Origin of the sequence: Allobosea sp. Root381 (assembly GCF_001429395.1) — a bacterium.
Taxonomy (GTDB): domain Bacteria; phylum Pseudomonadota; class Alphaproteobacteria; order Rhizobiales; family Beijerinckiaceae; genus Allobosea.
Window position 1 is genome coordinate 197630 of the sequence record NZ_LMJT01000009.1, and the last position, 17036, is coordinate 214665.

Consider the following 17036-nt stretch of genomic DNA (forward strand, 5'->3'; position numbering starts at 1 on the left):
TGTGTGTCCAGGCACGCTCTTATCGTCCCGCCGATACGCCGACCGCAAGGGGTCTCGGCTGCGTTACAGGGCGAGCTCGAACGCGGCCCGCACATGGCGCGGCCAGCGCCGCGGCGCGAGGAACAGGGCGTCCGCCCGCAGATGATGGTCCATCGCCCAGGGATTTTGTGCGAGCCACTGCCGGATGCGCAATTCGACCAGCCGCCGCTTCTCGGGCGTGATCGCCGTCAGAGCATCCTCGATGGATTCGCGCGCCTTGACCTCGACGAAGGCGACCGTGCGGCCACGCTTCACGATCAGGTCGATCTCCCCGCCCTTGCCGCCGAAGCGCCGGGCCAGGAGCCTGTAGCCCTTGGCGGCGAGCCAGAGGATCGCCAGCCATTCCGCGCGCCGGCCGGTCAGGCCCGAGCGGTGGGCCCGCCGGCTGCGCGCCTCGTTCCTGGCCGGCTGCGGCGTCACGGCGTCTCGTCGCGCGTCAGTTCGAGCGCCAGCGCATAGACCTTGCGGCGCGGCTGGCCGGTTTCGGCCGCGACCTGCGCCACGGCTTCCTTGAGCGAGACCTGGGCCAGCGCGACGCGCAGCCTGTCCCCGATCAGGTCGGCGGCCGACGAGAGTTCGGTCGCGCCGGGCGGGCCGATGATGACGACGATCTCGCCGCGCGCCTCCTCCTCGCTGCCGTAATGGGCCGCAAGCGCACTCAGCGGGCCGCGCTGGACATTCTCGTAGAACTTGGTCAGCTCGCGCGCCACCGCGCCCGGTCGCTCGCCCAGCACGGCGGCGGCATCCGCCAGCATCTCGGCGACGCGTCGCGGCGATTCGAAGAAGACGAGGGTGCCGGGGATAGCGGCGAGCTCGGTCAGCCGCGTCCGCCGCGCCGCCGATTTCGGCGGCAGGAAGCCCTCGAAGAAGAAGCGGTCGGTCGGTAGTCCGGCCAGCACCAGCGCGGCCAGCACCGCCGAGGGGCCGGGTATGCCGGTGACGGGCAGCCCCTCGGCCACGATCTCGGCGACGAGCTTGTAGCCGGGGTCCGAGACCAGCGGCGTGCCGGCATCCGAGATCAGCGCGAGTTTTCCGCCCTCGCGCAGTTTCGCGAGGATCTTTGGGCGCATCTGCGCGGCGTTGTGCTCGTGATAGGGCAGGAGCGGCGTCGAGATGCCGTAATGCGCCAGCAGCGTCTTGGAGGTGCGGGTGTCCTCGGCCAACACCGCGTCCGCAGCCGCCAGGGTCGCCAGCGCCCTGAAGGAGATGTCGCGAAGATTGCCGATCGGCGTCGCGACGATGTGCAGGCCGGGCTCCAGCGGCTCGGCCTCCGCCTTGAGCCCGAAGGCGGTGTAGCTCGGGGCGCGCGGCGCTGCGGGGGAGGCTGTCGACATCGGCCGACCCTGCCACAAGCGCAGTGCCCGCGCCATTGTCGGCGGACCTGCAAAGCCGCGTTGGCTCGGCGCAACTCAGAGTTAACAACTTGAAAATAACATGTCGCACTGGCAGGAAAGTCCCACGGTCGGGGGGCTGTATCGTCGGGCGGGCTTACGGCCGGTCCGGCTCAAGATCTGGAGATCGCCCGTGTCGCGCCATCGGCTCCAAACACCGGTTCACCGGCGGCATGCGGTCTCGCTGCTCGCCTTCGCGGGGCTGGGCCTGGCAGGCTGCAGCGGCGGTACGGGCGGATTGCCGGGCTTCGACAGCGGTTCGGCGCAGCCGGCACAGCCCACCGGCCAGACGCTCGGCACGGGCAACGTCAAGGTCGGGCTGATCCTGCCGCTGAGCGCGGAGGGGCAGGGCGCCACCATCGGCAACTCGCTCAGGAACGCGGCCGAGATGGCTCTGGCGGAATTCCCCAATGCCGACCTGACCCTGCTGGTCAAGGACGACCGCGGAACGCCCCAGGGCGCGCAGGCGGCAGCGCAGGAAGCCCTGCGGGAAGGCGCCGAGCTGATCATCGGCCCGCTTTTCGCCCCCTCCGTCCAGGCGGTCGGGCAGGTCGCGCGCGGCGCCAACCGGCCGGTCATCGCCTTTTCCAGCGACACCAGTGTCGCCGGGCGCGGTATCTACCTGCTCTCCTTCCCGCCGGAGAACGACGTCAGCCGCGTCATCGCCTATGCCTCGCAGCAGGGCCGCAGGTCCTTCGCCGCGCTTGTCCCCGACACCGCCTATGGCAAGGTCGTCGAGGCGGCGTTCCAGCAAGCCGTCGCGGCGCGCGGCGGCCGCGTGGTCGTGATCGAGCGCTTCGCGGCGGACCCGAATGCGATGCGCGCCGCAGCCACCCGGCTTGTGCCGGCGCTGCAGCAGGCGGATGCGCTGTTCGTGCCTGCGGCGGCCGACACCATGCCGGCGCTCGGCACCGCGCTGCAGCAGGCCGGCTACGATCCGGCCCGTGTCAAGCCGCTCGGCACCGGCGTCTGGAACGATGCCGATGTCGCGCGCGTGCCGGCGATCCAGGGCGGCTGGTTCGCCTCGCCCGATACCGCCGGCTTCAACGCCTTCTCCGGGCGCTACCAGCAGCGCTTCAACGCCGCGCCGACGCGCACAGCGACACTGGCCTATGATGCGGTCTCGCTCGCAGCCGCGCTCGCGCGGACACAAGGCTCGCAGCGCTTCTCGGAATCGGTACTGACCAACGCCTCGGGCTTCGCCGGTGCGGACGGCGTCTTCCGCTTCCGGCCGGACGGCCAGGTCGAGCGCGGTCTCGCGGTTCTGGAGCTGCGCAACGGCCGGATCGTCACCGTGAACGCCGCACCGCGCGATCTCGGCCCGCCGACGCAGTGATGCGCGTCATGCTCGGGCTCGACCCGAGCATCTCTTGCCGGCGATTCTCGGGTCTGCGCTTTGCTCCGCCCGTGAATGACGGGCGGGTTACGCCGCCAGATCGGCGACTACGGCGTCGAGCACCAGCGCCCCGTCCGGCGTGCAGGCGATCTTGCCGCCCGGCTTGCGCGCCAGGAGCTTTTCCGCGATCAGGCCGTCTACGCGGCTTGCGCTCAGCGTCCGTCCCGACAGGGCCTTGAACACGGCCGGATCGATGCCTTCGACCAGGCGCAGCCCCATCAGCAGGTATTCGTCGCCCTGCGCCTCGGCATCGAGCCGCTCGTCTTCGACCAGCGCATGCCCCTCGGCTTCGACCCGTTCGAGCCAGGTTTCGGGGCGCTTCTCCGTCGAATGTGCCATCCGCCCCTCGGAGGTGACGAGGCGGCCATGGGCGCCGGGGCCGACGCCGGCATATTCGCCATAGCGCCAGTAGACCAGGTTGTGCCGGCATTCGGCGCCGGGCCTTGCATGGTTCGAAATCTCGTAGACCGGCAGGCCGTGGCGGGCGGTGATCTCCTGCGTGATCTCGTAAAGGGCGGCGCCCGCATCATGGTCCGGGATCGCGAGCTTGCCGGCCTTGAACAGCCGCTCGAACATCGTGTCGGGCTCGATGGTGAGCTGGTAGAGCGAGAGATGTTCGGCCGCGTGGCTGATGGCGAGCTCGAGTTCCGCCCGCCACAACGCCGGCGTCTGCGTCGCTGCGCGGGCATAGATCAGGTCGAAGGAGTAGCGCTCGAAATATTTGCGCGCTATCGCGATTGCCTCCAGCGCCTCCTGCGAGGAGTGCATCCGCCCGAGCGCCTTGAGGTCGGCATCGTTGAGCGCCTGCACGCCGAGCGAGACCCGGTTCACGCCCGCCGCCCGGAAATCCCGGAACCGCCCGGCCTCGACGCTGGTCGGGTTGGCTTCCAGCGAGACCTCGCAGTTCGGGTCGATCGCCCAGGCTTCGCCGATCGCGTCGAGGATTGCGCCGACGGTGCGGCCCTCCATCAGCGAGGGCGTGCCGCCGCCAAAGAAGATCGAGGTGACGGTCCGTCCCGGCGCCAGCGCCGCCCTGTGCGCGAGTTCGCGGCGGAAGGCCGCGACATAGCGCGCCTGGTCCGGCGGCTGCAGGCGAACATGGGAGTTGAAGTCGCAATAGGGGCATTTGGCCAGGCAGAACGGCCAATGCACATAGACCGCGAAGCCCGCATCCGCGGTCGGATGCAGAATGCCGGTTGGCTCGGTGAGGGCAGCGCCGCCGCTCAATTCGGTTTCCTGAGGCAGGCGGCCGCGAGCTCCTTGAAGGCGCGGGCGCGATGCGAGAGCGCGTCGTCCTTGCCGCTTTTCACCGTGCTCGACATCTCCGCGAAGGTCACGTCGTAGCCATCGGGCTGGAAGATCGGGTTGTAGCCGAAGCCGCCCGTGCCACGTGGCGCCTCGACGATAGTGCCGAAGACGCGGCCCTCGAACAGCTCCTCATGCCCGTCCGGCCAGGCGATCACCAGCGCCGAGACGAAATGCGCCCGGCGCTGCTCGGCCGTCACCGCGCCGCGCTTGGCCATCTCGGCGAGGACGCGGGCCATGGCCGGCTTGAAGTCCTTGCCCGGCCCGGCCCAATTCGCCGAGAACAGCCCCGGCGCGCAGTCCAGCGCGTGGACGCAGATACCGGAATCGTCGGCGAGCGCCGGCAGGCCGGAGGCTTTCGCCGCGGCATGAGCCTTGATCGCCGCGTTCTCCGAGAACATGTATCCGCTCTCGTCGGGCTCGGGCAGGTCGAGCTCGCCGGCCGAAGTGACCTCGATCCCATAGGGCTCCATCAGCTCGCGCATCTCGACGAGCTTGCCCTTGTTATGCGTCGCGAGGACGACCTTGCCGGTGAGGAGGCGGTGAGATGTCAAAATATGTGCCCTGTTTTCCTAAGGAACGCCTGCGTCCGATGGCGCTCCAACGCCCGGTCCTCGATCTTCATTGCCCGACGGGGGTGCAAACCGCGGCTGCCTGCGGCGCGGAGTTGTTGCTCGCCAGAGACTGAATGCGATCGTTGTCAGGACGAGACCGAAGGCAATGGCGACACCGACTGCGATCTCGACCCAGGTCATGTGCTGAATGTCCTCAGGCCACCGCCGCCTTCTGCAGCGTCACGAGCTGCGAGACGCCGCCCTTGGCGAGCCTGAGCAGCGCCATCAGCTCCTCCTCTGAGAAGGGTGCGCCCTCGGCCGTGCCCTGCACCTCGACGAGGCCGCCCGAGCCGGTGATGACGAAATTGGCGTCGGTCTGCGCGCCGGAATCCTCGACATAGTCGAGATCGATCACCGGGTTGCCGGCGACGATCCCGCAGGAGACGGCGGCGACATGGTCCTTCAGCGGATTCGAGCCCTTCAGCATGGAGCGGCCCTCCATCCATTTCAGTGCGTCGTGCAGCGCGACCCAGGCGCCCGTGATCGCGGCCGTGCGGGTGCCGCCATCGGCCTGGATGACGTCGCAGTCGACGACGATCTGGCGCTCGCCGATCGCGGTCAGGTCGACGACGGCGCGAAGCGAGCGCCCGACCAGACGCTGGATTTCCTGGGTGCGGCCGGAGGGCTTTCCGGACGTCACTTCGCGGCGGGTGCGCTCATGCGTGGCGCGCGGCAGCATCGAATATTCGGCCGTGACCCAGCCCTTGCCGGTGCCGCGCAGCCAGGGCGGTCCCTTTTCCTCGACGGTCGCAGCGCAGAGCACCTTCGTCTCGCCGAAGCTCACCATGCAGGAGCCCTCGGCATAGCGCACGACGCCGCGTTCGAGCGTCACCTTGCGCATTTCGTCCGCGGCGCGTTTGGAGGGTCGCATGGCAAAATCCTGATTGTCCGAAGATGCCGGCTTGTAGGCGGTTGGGGTGGGCGGGGCAAGTTGAGGGGCCGCCCGCTTGGCCGATACTCCGTTTCCGCTTGATCCGGCACGAGCGGAAGCCGACAATGAGACCCATGTCGCAGCCTTTGTCCCAGTGAGATGAGCGCCCATACGCCGCGTCCCGAATCCGCCAGCGGCTTGATCGAGACCGACCAACGCTCGCGCGAGATTTTTCGCCAGATCGTCGACGGCTATCTCGCCACCGGCGAGCCGGTCGGCTCCCGCAACATCGCCCGGTTGCTGCCGATGACGCTGTCGCCCGCGACGGTGCGCAACGTCATGACCGATCTCGAGCTCGCCGGGCTGATCTACGCTCCGCACACTTCCGCCGGGCGGCTGCCGACCGAGCAGGGCCTGCGCTTCTTCGTCGATGCGATGATGGAGGTCGGCAACCTGACCTCGGAGGAGCGCGGACGCATCGAGGCCCAGATGCGCGCCGCCGCCTCACAGCGGACGCTGGACGGCGCGCTCACCGAGGCCTCGGCTTTGCTGTCCGGCCTGTCGCGTGGTGCCGGCGTCGTCGTCACGACCAAGGCCAATGCCCGGCTGCGGCATATCGAATTCGTTCGGCTGGACACGGCGCGCGCGCTCGTCGTCCTGGTCGCCGATGACGGAACGGTCGAGAACCGGCTGCTGGCCCTGCCGCCCGGCCTGCCGGCGTCGGCCCTGACGGAGGCTGCGAACTTCCTGAATGCGCGCATCGCGGGCAAGACGCTGGGCGAACTGCGCGCCGAGATCGCCGAATATCGCTCGCAGATGGAGCGGGAGCTGGATTCGTTGACTGCCCGGCTGGTCGAGAGCGGCATCGCGACTTCGTCCGGCCCGAGCAGCGACCGCCATCTCATCGTCCGCGGCCAGGCCAATCTGCTGGAGGACCTGAAGGCGCAGGAGGACCTCGAGCGCATCCGCATGCTTTTCGGCGATCTCGAGACCCAGACAGACGTGATCGACTTGCTGTCCCGGGCCGAGGCCGGTGACGGCGTCCGCATCTTCATCGGCTCGGAAAACAAGCTGTTCTCGATGTCGGGCTCGTCGATGGTGGCGGCGCCCTTCCGCGATGCCGAGCAGCGCATCGTCGGCGTCGTCGGCATCATCGGGCCGACGCGGCTGAACTATGCCCGCATCGTCCCGATGGTCGACTACACCGCCAAGGTCGTCGGCCGCCTGCTGGACGGCGAGCGGTGAGGCATCCACGGCTCAGGCGCTGAGCGCCTCTAAGGGCAGGCAGGCTTCGCACACAGCCGCGACATGGCGGTGGTCCGTGCCGCAGCAGCCGCCGAGGATGCGCAGGCTCGGAAAGCTGCGCGTGAGTGCCTGATAGCGCCGGCCGAGATCGGCGGGATCGCCCGCGTCCAGCGTCTCCGATTCGTCGAGCTCGGCATGGCTCTTCGTCGAGGCATTGGCGCGCACGCCGTGCACGCGCTTCAGCCAGGTTTCGCCAGCCTCCAGCGCCTGCTCGAAATGCGTCGGATGGGCGCAGTTGATCATGTAGTAGAGCGGCGCGCCGCTGGTTTCGTCGTCGACGATCTCGACCGCCTCCCGCAGCGACCGGCCGCTGACGAGCCGGCCGTCGGTCTCGACGGTGAAGGAAATCGCGCAGGGCATGTCGTGCGCCTGTGCGGCGAGCGCGATGCCGGCCGCCTCCTCGACCGTGCCCAGCGTATAGGCCGCGACCATGTCGGCCTCCGATTCGGCGAAGGCCGCGATCTGCGCACTGTGATAGTCCCGCGCCTGCGCCTGTCCCATGAAGCCCTGCTTGTAGCCGTCTCCGCGCGGACCGATCGCTCCCGAGATGACGCAGGGCGTGGCGGGCGTTTCCCAGCGGTCGCGCAGCTTCGCCAGCAGCGCGATCGAAGCTTGGTTCGCCGCCTTCAGCTCTCTCGGCCCGTAACCGAGCTTCGTGCCCCAGTCGGGATTGGCGCGCCAGGTCGCGCTGTCGAGCACGAAGCCGACGCCGCGCTCCTGCGCGATGGCGAGATATTTCTCGTAATAGCCGGTGAGATGCGCTCGTCCCTGCTCGTTCGCGAGCAGGACGAAGGCAGCGAAATGCGGCAGTTCCAGCCCGTCATGGAAGATGAGGGTAGTCTCCAGGCCGCCATCGCTGAGGAAAAGCCCGCCCTGCATCTGCGGAAGGGCGTGACGATAGGCGGCGTGACGATGCATGGCCATGAGTGTCGCTCCCGGATTGGTTGGGCCCCGCCTTGGCATCCTTGTCTGCTGGCCGGGGATGCGCTGGTTATCGCCATTGCCGCTCCGCACAGCTAGAAAGCTCGTGGTGCGGTCCGGTCGGGACGAAGAAAAATCCCTTAATTTCAAAATCTTGAGCGATCCGATGGCGTCGCCAGGCCATGTCGTGCTAGGCTCTCCCCGGCGCAAAACCATACCGGCGGTACAGTTTTTCGGAGGTCCTTCCGTGAGCAAGGGCATCGCGACGCGCGACCGCATTCTCGCCATCGCCGAAGCCGGGGTCCTGGCCAAGGGTTTCGGCGCGACCTCGATCGAGGAGGTCATCGTCGAGGCCGGGATCACCAAGAGCGGCTTCTTCTATCATTTCCGCGACAAGAACGAGCTCGCCCGGGAGATGCTCAAGCGCTATGTCGCGAGCAACGACCAGCTCTTCGACGAGATTTTTGCCCGCGGCCGCGAGCTGTCCGACGACCCGCTGCAGGCCTTCCTGGTCTCTCTCAAGCTGCTGGCCGAGATCATGGCCGACCTGCCGAGCGGCCATCCCGGCTGCCTGATCGCCAGCATCTGCTATCAGGAGCGCCTTTACGATCGCGAAGTACGCGAGCTCACCGCGCAGTCGGTCCGCAGCTGGAACGCCCGCTTCCGCGGCATCCTCGAGGGCATCGCTGCCGTCCACCCGCCGCGCGAGCCGGTCGATCTCGACGATCTCGCCGACATGCTTTCCTGCGTCGTCGACGGCGGTATCATCATGTCGAAGACGCTGGGCGATCCGGGCCGCCTTGCACGGCAGGTCCTGACCTTCCGCAGCTTCGTCAAGCTGATCTTCGCCGGGCCCGGGCGGGTTTCTTAGGGACGTTATGAGAGTTGGCCATTGCGATCCGGACGGTGCGATTTGGCATCGCTGCCGGTTCGCGCTACCTCTGCCGCCAACGCGGCCCCAGGCCGCCCGCCATTCAAGATTCAAGGCTTCCCCAGATGACCGACACGCTCCCAGACCGCCTCTCCTCCAACCCGAACAGCCCCTATTACAACGAGGAACTGCTCGCGCGGGACATCGGCATCCGTTTCAAGGGTGTCGAGAAGACCAATGTCGAGGAATACTGCATCAGCGAAGGCTGGGTGCGCCTCACCGCCGGCAACGCCAAGGACCGCTTCGGCAACCCGATGACGGTGAAGCTCAAGGGCGAGGTCGAGCCCTATTTCCGCCAGCCGAAGGCGGAGGATTGAGGGCTGTCTTTCACCCCATAGCCCTCAATCCTGAGGAGCCATTCCGAAGGAAGGGCGTCTCGATACCGAAAACGAAGCTCCCCTCACGCCAGCGACTTGTAGAAGATCGTCGAGCCGCAGAAGCTTCCATCGGGTAGAAGCGCATAGCGAGGGATGGTGCCGACCTCCGTCCAGCCGAGCCGCCGGTAGAGCCTGCGCGCCTCGCCGTCCTCGTCGCTGTCGAGGACCAGCAGGTCGCGCTTCGCCGCGCGTGCCGCCGCTTCCGCCGCATTGACCAGCGCCGCGCCGAGGCCTTGCCGCCGCGCCCGCGAATGCACCAGCACCTTGGCGACCTCGGCCCGGTGCGGCTGGTTCGGCTTGGCGATGAGCTGGAGCTGGGCGGTGCCCGCGATCGCGCCGCTTTCGTCGCGCGCCGCGAGCAGGATCGTCCGCCCGGCCTCGACCTCGATCGCGACGCCGATCCAGTAGCGCTCGAACTCAGGCAGCGTGTTCCAGGCCATGAAACCGACGGAGGCGCCGTTAGCCACGCAGTCGCGCAGGATCTCGGTCAGGGCCGGGATGGCGGCTCGCGCCGCGCCGGCGTCGAGCGTCTCGATGGTGGCCTGCAGCTGCGTCATCGCGAAATCCCGTTCCAGGCGTCGGCTGCGGTGAGCACCACCGCATAGCGCGCGGGCAGGACGCCCGGGTTGTGGAAGCTGATCGGGCCGTCGAGCAGCATCGCCAGGCAGTCGCCCGCCGTGAGCTGGTGCTCGCTGCCGCCGACGCCGATGACGATCTCGCCGTCGAGCAGCCAGAGCTGCTGGTCGAGCCTGTAGCCGTTGCGCGGCGCCTCCAGCAGCACGCGTGCGCCGGCCGGCATCTCTACCTCGACGATCTCGATCTTCGATCCGCTGGCCGCCGGCGAGACGGCGCGGCGCAGATAACCGCTCGCCGGATCGGCCCAGATCGGCTGCTCGGACTTGCGGGCGAGCGGCCCGCTGCCGTTCTCGTCGTGGAAGAGCGCGGAGAGCACGATGCCGAGCCCGGCGCAGAGTCGGTCCAGCAGGGCGGCGGTCGGGCTCGATTCGCCGCGCTCGACCCGCGAGATCATCGCCCGGCTCACCCCGGAACGCTCGGCGAGCTGCTCCAGCGTCAGGCCGCGCATCAGCCGCGTCGCCTTCAGTCGGCGGCCGAGGCGCATGTCTAGCTCGAGTGCTTCAGGTGATTCCATGATAGTAGATAAATTCTACCAAATACCGAAGTCAATCGACGCATCGACGATTTGCGATGCCTCAGGGGCCATGATCCGGCTGCACACGGCTCCGCGCCCGCATGGCGCGCTTGGCGGGATGCGGCTTCGCTGCTATGGCCCGCGCATGAGCACGAAGTCCTTCGACAATATCCGCAACTTCTCGATCGTGGCGCATATCGACCACGGCAAGTCGACGCTTGCCGACCGGCTGATCCAGCAGACCGGCACGGTCGCAGCGCGCGACATGAGCGAGCAGATCCTCGACTCGATGGATATCGAGAAGGAGCGCGGCATCACGATCAAGGCGCAGACCGTGCGGCTCGACTACCAGGCGAAGGATGGCAAGACCTACATCCTGAACCTGATGGACACGCCCGGCCATGTCGACTTCGCCTATGAGGTCTCGCGCTCGCTGGCGGCCTGCGAAGGTTCGTTGCTGGTCGTCGACGCCTCGCAGGGCGTCGAGGCGCAGACGCTCGCCAACGTCTATCAGGCGCTCGACGCCAACCACGAGATCGTCACCGTCCTCAACAAGATCGACCTGCCGGCGGCCGATCCCGACCGCATCAAGCAGCAGATCGAGGATGTGATCGGGCTCGACGCCTCCGACGCCGTGCCGATCTCGGCCAAGACCGGCCTCAACATCGAGGGCGTGCTCGAGGCCATCGTCGAGAAGCTGCCGGCGCCGAAGGGCGACCTCGACGCGCCGCTGAAATGCCTGCTCGTCGACAGTTGGTATGATGCCTATCTCGGCGTCGTCGTGCTTGTGCGGGTCATCGACGGCACCCTGAAGAAGGGCATGACCATCAAGATGATGCGGGCCAACGCCTCCTATGGCGTCGATCGCGTCGGCGTGTTCAAGCCCAAGATGCTCGAGGTCAAGGCGCTCGGGCCCGGCGAGGTCGGGTTCTTCACCGCCTCGATCAAGGAGGTCGCCGATACCGCCGTCGGCGACACCATCACGGACGACAAGCGCCCCGTGTCGCAGGCGCTGCCGGGCTTCAAGCCGGTGCAGCCGGTGGTGTTCTGCGGCATCTTCCCGGTCGATGCCGCCGATTTCGAGATGCTGCGCGCGGCGATGAGCCGGCTGCGCCTGAATGACGCCAGCTTCTCCTACGAGATGGAGACCTCGGCCGCGCTCGGCTTCGGCTTCCGTTGCGGCTTCCTCGGCCTGCTGCATCTGGAGATCATCCAGGAGCGGCTGGAGCGCGAGTTCAACCTCAACCTGATCTCGACCGCACCCTCGGTGGTCTACCACCTGAAGTTGCGCGACGGCACGACGCTCGAGCTGCACAACCCGGCCGACATGCCGGATGTGATGAAGATCGAGGCGATCGAGGAGCCCTGGATCAAGGCGACGATCTTCACGCCCGACGAGTATCTCGGCTCGGTGCTGAAGCTCTGCCAGGACCGGCGTGGCGTGCAGACCGACCTGTCCTATGTCGGGTCGCGCGCCAAGGTCGTCTACGACCTGCCGCTCAACGAGGTCGTCTTCGACTTCTACGATCGGCTGAAGTCGATCTCGAAGGGCTACGCGTCCTTTGACTATGCCATCACCGATTATCGCGAGGGCGACCTCGTCCGCATGTCGATCCTGGTCAATGCCGAGCCGGTCGATGCGCTCTCGATGCTGGTCCACCGCACCCGCGCCGAGGCGCGCGGCCGCGCCATGTGCGAGAAGCTCAAGGAGCTGATCCCGCCGCACATGTTCCAGATCCCGGTGCAGGCGGCGATCGGCGGCAAGATCATCGCGCGCGAGACCATCCGGGCGCTGCGCAAGGACGTCACCGCCAAGTGCTATGGCGGCGACGCGACCCGCAAGCGCAAGCTTCTGGAGAAGCAGAAGGAAGGCAAGAAGAAGATGCGGCAGTTCGGCAAGGTCGAAATCCCGCAGGAAGCCTTCATCGCCGCGCTGAAGATGGATAGCTGAACGGCGCTGCCGTCATTGCGAGCGTAGCGAAGCAATCCAGGGGGACGTGGAGCTCTGCCGCTCCTGGATTGCTTCGTCGCTGCCGCTCCTCGCAATGACGGGGAGCGGTGTTTCGAGCGCAGAGGCCGCGCGACCTCACCACCCCAGCGCGCAGCCATCCTTGCGATGGTCGGAGCCGGCGAGCAGCACGCCCTTGTCGTGGTCGATCGCGATCGCCTGCCCGCCGCCGATCGCCGAGCTCGGCGCGGCGAAGCTGAAGCCGCGGCGTTCGAGTTCCGCCCGCACGGCCGACGGCAACGTTCCTTCCGCCTCGACGGCCGCCTGGCCGGGACGCGGGAAGAGCCGCGGCAGCGACAGCGCCGTTTGCAGGTCCAGCCCGTAATCGACGACCTTGCTGACGAGATGGGCGTGGCCCATCGCCTGGTAATGGCCGCCCATCACGCCGAAGGAGAGGCAGGCCTTGCCGTCCTTCGTCATCATGCCGGGGATGATCGTGTGCAGCGGGCGCTTGCCCGGCGCGATCGCGTTCGGGTGGCCTTCCGTCAGCACGAAGCTCTGGCCGCGGTTGTGCAGCAGCACGCCGCTCTTCGGCGCCACGATCGCCGCGCCATAGGGGTGGAAGATCGAGTTGATGAAGCTGACCGCCATGCCCTGGCCGTCGACGACGCTGATATAGACCGTGTCGCGATGCTCGACGCCGGAGGCCGAGTAGCTCGGCAGTTCGGGGAGCGCCCGCTTGAGGTCGATCTTGGCGCGCAACTCCGCCGCGAACTCCTCCGACAGCAGCCGCTCGACCGGGATCTCGGCCTGGCTCGGATCGGCCAGCACGGCGTCACGCACCGCATAGGCGAGCCGCGACGCCTCGATCTCGATATGCAGCCGGTCGGCGCAGAGCGGGTCGTCGCCCGGCTCGAAGCCCGACAGGATGTTCAGGATCAGCAGTGCGATCACGCCCTGGCCTGCGGGCGGGCATTCATGCACCTCATGCCCGCGGAAGCTGGTCTTGATCGGCGTGACATAGCCGCCCTTCGCCGCCTTGAAGTCCGCGAGCGTATGCAGGCCGCCGAGTTCGCGCAGGCGGTCGACCATGTCCTGCGCGATCTCGCCCTCGTAGAAGGCGGCAGGGCCGCGCTCGCCGATGGCCTGCAGCGTCGCTGCGAGCTCCGGCTGGTGGTGGACGTCGCCGGCAACGGGCGCCCGCCCGCCCGGCAGGAAGATGCGGGCCGCATGCGGATCGTTGGCGAGCAGCGCCGCCTGCGCCGCCCAGTCCGACGCGGTGCGCGGCGGGACGACATAGCCGTCGCGGGCGAGCGCGATCGCCGGCTCCAGCAATTTTGCGAGCGGCAGCTTGCCGTGGTCCTTGACCAGCGTCGCCCAGGCCTCGACGGCGCCCGGCACGGTCACCGCATGCGGCGACTGGCGCGGCAGCTCCGTAAAGCCGTGCTCGCGATACCATGCGGCGGTCGCAGCGGCAGGGGCACGGCCCGAGCCGTCATAGGCGAGGATGTTGTCGCTGCCATCCGGCGAGATCAGCACGAAGCAGTCGCCGCCGATGCCGGTCGAGCCCGGCTCGACCACGCATTGCACCGCGCAGGCTGCGATGGCCGCATCGATCGCGTTGCCGCCGGCCTGCAGGATGTTGATGGCGGCCAGCGTCGCTGCCGGCTGCGAGGTCGCGGCCATGCCACGCCGGCTCATCACCACCGAGCGGCCGGGCTGCTCGAAATCGCGCTGGTTATGCTTGGTCACGTCTTTCGTCTCCCCGGTCGCCGGTTCAGGCGGAATGGCTTTGCTTCCGCACTCGCCCAGTCGGCGCGGTTTGGCAAGCGCTTCGGACGCGCTGCCGCCCTGCGGCGGGTTCCACGCCGGCCCGTGCGCTGATACGAACATTGGAGCGACGAAAGAAATGCTGGGGAGAACGATCCGTGCCGCTGCCTGCCTCGCTCGCCGGGCGCCTGCGCCTTCCCGCCATCGCCTCGCCGATGTTCCTGGTCTCCGGCCCCGATCTCGTGGTCGAGGCCTGCAGGGCCGGCATCCTCGGCAGCTTCCCGGCGCTGAACCAGCGCAGCAGCGAGGGCTACGCCGCCTGGCTCGACGAGATCGAGGGGCGCCTCGCCGGCATTCCCGATGCCGCGCCCTTCGGCGTGAACCTCATCGTCCATCGCAGCAATCCGCGCCTCGAGCAGGATCTGGCGATCACGGTCGAGCACAAGGTGCCGCTGGTCATCACCTCGCTCGGCGCCGTGGCCGATCTCGTCAAGGCCGTGCACGGCTATGGCGGGCTCGTCTTCCATGACGTCATCAGCCTGCGTCATGCCGAGAAGGCGGCGGAGGCCGGCGTCGACGGCATCATCGCGGTTGCGGCCGGCGCCGGCGGCCATGCCGGCATGCTCAGCCCCTTCGCGCTGGTCTCCGAGATCAGGCGCTTCTTCGCCGGCACGATCGTGCTTGCGGGTGCGATTTCCAACGGCGCGCAGATCGCCGCGGCGCAGCTGATGGGCGCCGATCTTGCCTATCTCGGCACGCGCTTCATCGCGACAACCGAGAGCCTGGCCGATCCGGCCTACAAGGCGATGCTGCTGCGCACGCGCGCCGCCGACATCCTCTACACTCCGGCGATCAGCGGCGTGAACGCCAACTTCATGCGCGAGAGCATCAAGGCCGCCGGCCTCGACCCGGACAACCTGATCTCGCACGGCAAGCTCGATCTCGGCAGCGAGGCGAAGGTCTGGAAGACGATCTGGTCGGCCGGCCAGGGCGCGGGCTCGATCGAGGACGTGCCGAGCGTGGCCGAACTCGGCGCGCGGCTCGCCCGCGAATACGCGCAGGCGCGCGCCTCGCTCGCGGCGTGATTCGTCATTGCGAGAAGCGAAGCGACGAAGCAATCCAGGGGTCGTAACGGTCTACGGCGCTGGATTGCTTCGCTTCGCTTGCAATGACGGCAGCCGTCAGGACGCCCTCAGCTCTTCAGCCTGGTGTTGCACTGGCTCCAGTAGCCGCCGCCCTTCTGGATCCATTTCAACTCGCCATTGGCGTTGGCCGTCTTGTTGGCGTTGTACTGGTCGGCGCAGGTCTTGAGCCGCGCCTTGCCGGCAGATTGATCCGAATATTTCTGCGAGACGGCCCTCGGGAAGACGGCGGCCTTGGCCCTTCCGGCAGGCTTCGCCGCCGGGGCGGCCGGCGTCGCGGGCTCGGTCACGGCGGCGGCTGCCTCGTCATCGGCCGCGTCGTCGTCGCCGCACTGGGCCTTGCGGAAGTCGTTCCACTTCTGGCCCTTCAGCGTGTTGGCCTTCTTCGCGTCCTGATATTTGGCGCTGCATTCCTTCATTGTCAGCGCCGCCGCCGGCGTCACCGGCAGCGCGGCCAGCAGGAGGAGGGATGCGGATGCAAGAATGGCGTTCCTCAGCATGGTCTTCTCCATCGCAAGGCTGCATTGAGCCGCCCGCATCGCACTCCCATTCTCGCGTCGTTGCAAGCGGGTTTTCGCTACGGAACTCAGGCGAGAGAGCGCAGATCGAAGGCCGGGTCGGCCGCCTGCTGCGGCGTCGGCGAAATGCCGGCGGCGATCAGGCGTCGGCCCATCATGTGGTCGGCCGGCCGGCCGATGCTCTCGATTGCGGCGAGCCGCTTGCCCTCGTAGCGGAACAGCGAGAAGCGTCCCTCCTCGGGCGAGCCGCGCAGCACGGACGCGCCGCCATTGGCGAGGCCCACCATCTGCAGCTTGACGTCGTACTGGTCCGACCAGAACCAGGGCACCGCGCGATAGGGCTCCTCCTTGCCCGCGACGGCATGGCCGACGACGCGGCCCTGGTCATGCGCATTCTGGACCGAGCTCAGCCGCATCTGCCGCCCGGCGAAGGGGTTCGGATGGCTGGTGCAGTCGCCGGCCGCGAAAATTGCGGGATCGGAGGTGCGGCAGAATTCGTCGACGACGATGCCGTCCACGACCGAGAGGCCGGCTGCCATCGCCAGCTCCGTATTCGGCACGGCGCCGACCGCCGCCAGCACGAGGTCGCAGGGCAAGCGCGTGCCGTCCTCGCAGATGACCGCGATTACCCGGCCGCCTTCGCCCTCGATGCGCTCGACCTTCGTCGCGAGCCTGATCGCCACGCCCTGCCCCGCATGGACGCTATGGATGAACGCCGAAATCTCCGGCGCGACCGCATGGCCGATCAGTCGCGGGCCAGCCTCGATCACCGTGACCTGCTTGCCGAGCTTGATTGCGGCTGCCGCGACCTCGAGCCCGATGAAGCCGCCGCCGATGATGACGAGCGCTGAAGCGGCGCCGAGGCGCTCGCTCAGCCGCAGGGCGTCGTCATGCGAGCGCAGCGAGAGGACGCCTTCTAATTCGGCCCCGGGACAACGCAGTGCCGCCGCGCGCGCGCCGGTGGTCAGCGCCAGCGTCCCGAAGCCGAGTTCGCTGCCGTCGTCCAATCTGACCCGACGTGACGGCCGGTCGATCGCAACAGTGCGGCGGCCCGCGATGAGATCGATCTGCGCCTCCCTGTAGAAGGGTTCGCCCTTCAGCGGCAGGATCGCCGCCGAGGTGCCGAGCAGGAACCCCTTGGACAGCGGCGGCCGCTGATAGGGCAGCTCCGCCTCGTCGCCGACGAGCGCGATCCGTCCCGCGAAACCCGCTTCGCGCGCCGCGGCGACGATGCCGACGCCGGCATAGGAGGCGCCGATCACGACGAGATCGAAATCGGTGCCGCTTCCGGCGGCGGGGGCGGGCGAGGGCAGGCTGGTCGGTGTCATGAAAAAGTCCATCGCGTGGCATGCGGCCGC

At 68.1% G+C, this 17036-nt stretch carries 17 protein-coding genes; 6 read left to right on the forward strand and 11 right to left on the reverse strand.

Annotation, left to right across the window (positions count from 1 at the left end):
• Nucleotides 1-63: 63 nt before the first annotated feature.
• A complete protein-coding gene (locus ASE63_RS10395) occupies nt 64-459 on the reverse strand; it encodes a YraN family protein (RefSeq protein WP_056800572.1) in 396 nt (131 codons plus the stop codon).
• Entirely contained in the window at nt 456-1373 is a 918-nt protein-coding gene (rsmI, locus tag ASE63_RS10400; RefSeq protein WP_056800575.1) for a 16S rRNA (cytidine(1402)-2'-O)-methyltransferase, read from the reverse strand. Before rsmI ends, ASE63_RS10395 begins: the two co-directional genes overlap by 4 nt.
• Before the next feature lie 190 nt (nt 1374-1563).
• Here rsmI and ASE63_RS10405 point away from each other — a divergent pair, with 190 nt between their 5' ends.
• Complete coding sequence (locus ASE63_RS10405; RefSeq protein ID WP_056800578.1) at nt 1564-2766, forward strand: penicillin-binding protein activator; 1203 nt, start codon at nt 1564-1566, stop codon at nt 2764-2766.
• Between the two features lie 87 nt (nt 2767-2853).
• Here the strand turns inward: ASE63_RS10405 and hemW are convergent, their stop codons facing one another.
• The 3 genes from hemW to rph form a co-directional block, all read right to left on the reverse strand.
• Nucleotides 2854-4053, reverse strand: coding sequence for a radical SAM family heme chaperone HemW (gene hemW, locus ASE63_RS10410; protein ID WP_244491362.1), 1200 nt, complete (start codon nt 4051-4053; stop codon nt 2854-2856).
• Nucleotides 4050-4685: an RdgB/HAM1 family non-canonical purine NTP pyrophosphatase gene (rdgB, locus tag ASE63_RS10415; RefSeq protein ID WP_056800580.1), complete on the reverse strand. Its 636-nt coding sequence runs from the start codon at nt 4683-4685 to the stop codon at nt 4050-4052. The genes hemW and rdgB overlap by 4 nt, the downstream gene beginning before the upstream one ends.
• A gap of 214 nt (nt 4686-4899) precedes the next feature.
• Nucleotides 4900-5616: a ribonuclease PH gene (rph, locus tag ASE63_RS10420; protein ID WP_056800582.1), complete on the reverse strand. Its 717-nt coding sequence runs from the start codon at nt 5614-5616 to the stop codon at nt 4900-4902.
• A 159-nt stretch (nt 5617-5775) separates the two neighbouring features.
• Here rph and hrcA point away from each other — a divergent pair, with 159 nt between their 5' ends.
• On the forward strand, nt 5776-6861 hold the full coding sequence (gene hrcA / locus ASE63_RS10425) for a heat-inducible transcriptional repressor HrcA (RefSeq protein WP_056800585.1): 1086 nt from the start codon (nt 5776-5778) through the stop codon (nt 6859-6861).
• Nucleotides 6862-6873: 12 nt separating this feature from the next.
• On the opposite strand, the gene ASE63_RS10430 is transcribed toward hrcA, so the two are convergent.
• Nucleotides 6874-7845, reverse strand: coding sequence for a homocysteine S-methyltransferase family protein (locus ASE63_RS10430; RefSeq protein ID WP_244491363.1), 972 nt, complete (start codon nt 7843-7845; stop codon nt 6874-6876).
• A 244-nt stretch (nt 7846-8089) separates the two neighbouring features.
• Between ASE63_RS10430 and ASE63_RS10435 the strand changes: the two genes are divergently transcribed.
• Complete coding sequence (locus tag ASE63_RS10435) at nt 8090-8713, forward strand: TetR/AcrR family transcriptional regulator (RefSeq protein ID WP_056800587.1); 624 nt, start codon at nt 8090-8092, stop codon at nt 8711-8713.
• Between the two features lie 125 nt (nt 8714-8838).
• On the forward strand, nt 8839-9090 hold the full coding sequence (locus ASE63_RS10440) for a DUF3297 family protein (RefSeq protein ID WP_056800590.1): 252 nt from the start codon (nt 8839-8841) through the stop codon (nt 9088-9090).
• An 83-nt stretch (nt 9091-9173) separates the two neighbouring features.
• Here ASE63_RS10440 and ASE63_RS10445 read toward each other — a convergent pair whose 3' ends face one another.
• Together ASE63_RS10445 and ASE63_RS10450 are read right to left on the reverse strand one after the other, a co-directional pair.
• Nucleotides 9174-9707: a GNAT family N-acetyltransferase gene (locus tag ASE63_RS10445; RefSeq protein ID WP_056800593.1), complete on the reverse strand. Its 534-nt coding sequence runs from the start codon at nt 9705-9707 to the stop codon at nt 9174-9176.
• Complete coding sequence (locus ASE63_RS10450) at nt 9704-10270, reverse strand: helix-turn-helix domain-containing protein (protein WP_244491364.1); 567 nt, start codon at nt 10268-10270, stop codon at nt 9704-9706. The genes ASE63_RS10445 and ASE63_RS10450 overlap by 4 nt, the downstream gene beginning before the upstream one ends.
• A 175-nt stretch (nt 10271-10445) precedes the next feature.
• Between ASE63_RS10450 and lepA the strand changes: the two genes are divergently transcribed.
• Nucleotides 10446-12251 (forward strand): translation elongation factor 4, encoded by a 1806-nt coding sequence (gene lepA / locus ASE63_RS10455; RefSeq protein WP_056800692.1) that lies wholly within the window; start codon nt 10446-10448, stop codon nt 12249-12251.
• Nucleotides 12252-12386: 135 nt separating this feature from the next.
• Here the strand turns inward: lepA and ggt are convergent, their stop codons facing one another.
• Nucleotides 12387-13949, reverse strand: coding sequence for a gamma-glutamyltransferase (gene ggt / locus ASE63_RS10460; protein WP_056800694.1), 1563 nt, complete (start codon nt 13947-13949; stop codon nt 12387-12389).
• A 227-nt stretch (nt 13950-14176) separates the two neighbouring features.
• On the opposite strand from ggt, the gene ASE63_RS10465 reads away from it, so the two are divergent.
• Complete coding sequence (locus tag ASE63_RS10465; RefSeq protein WP_056800599.1) at nt 14177-15103, forward strand: nitronate monooxygenase family protein; 927 nt, start codon at nt 14177-14179, stop codon at nt 15101-15103.
• A gap of 107 nt (nt 15104-15210) precedes the next feature.
• Here the strand turns inward: ASE63_RS10465 and ASE63_RS10470 are convergent, their stop codons facing one another.
• Nucleotides 15211-15660, reverse strand: coding sequence for a hypothetical protein (locus ASE63_RS10470; RefSeq protein WP_056800696.1), 450 nt, complete (start codon nt 15658-15660; stop codon nt 15211-15213).
• An 86-nt stretch (nt 15661-15746) separates the two neighbouring features.
• Nucleotides 15747-17006: an FAD-dependent oxidoreductase gene (locus ASE63_RS10475; protein WP_056800698.1), complete on the reverse strand. Its 1260-nt coding sequence runs from the start codon at nt 17004-17006 to the stop codon at nt 15747-15749.
• Nucleotides 17007-17036: the final 30 nt, after the last annotated feature.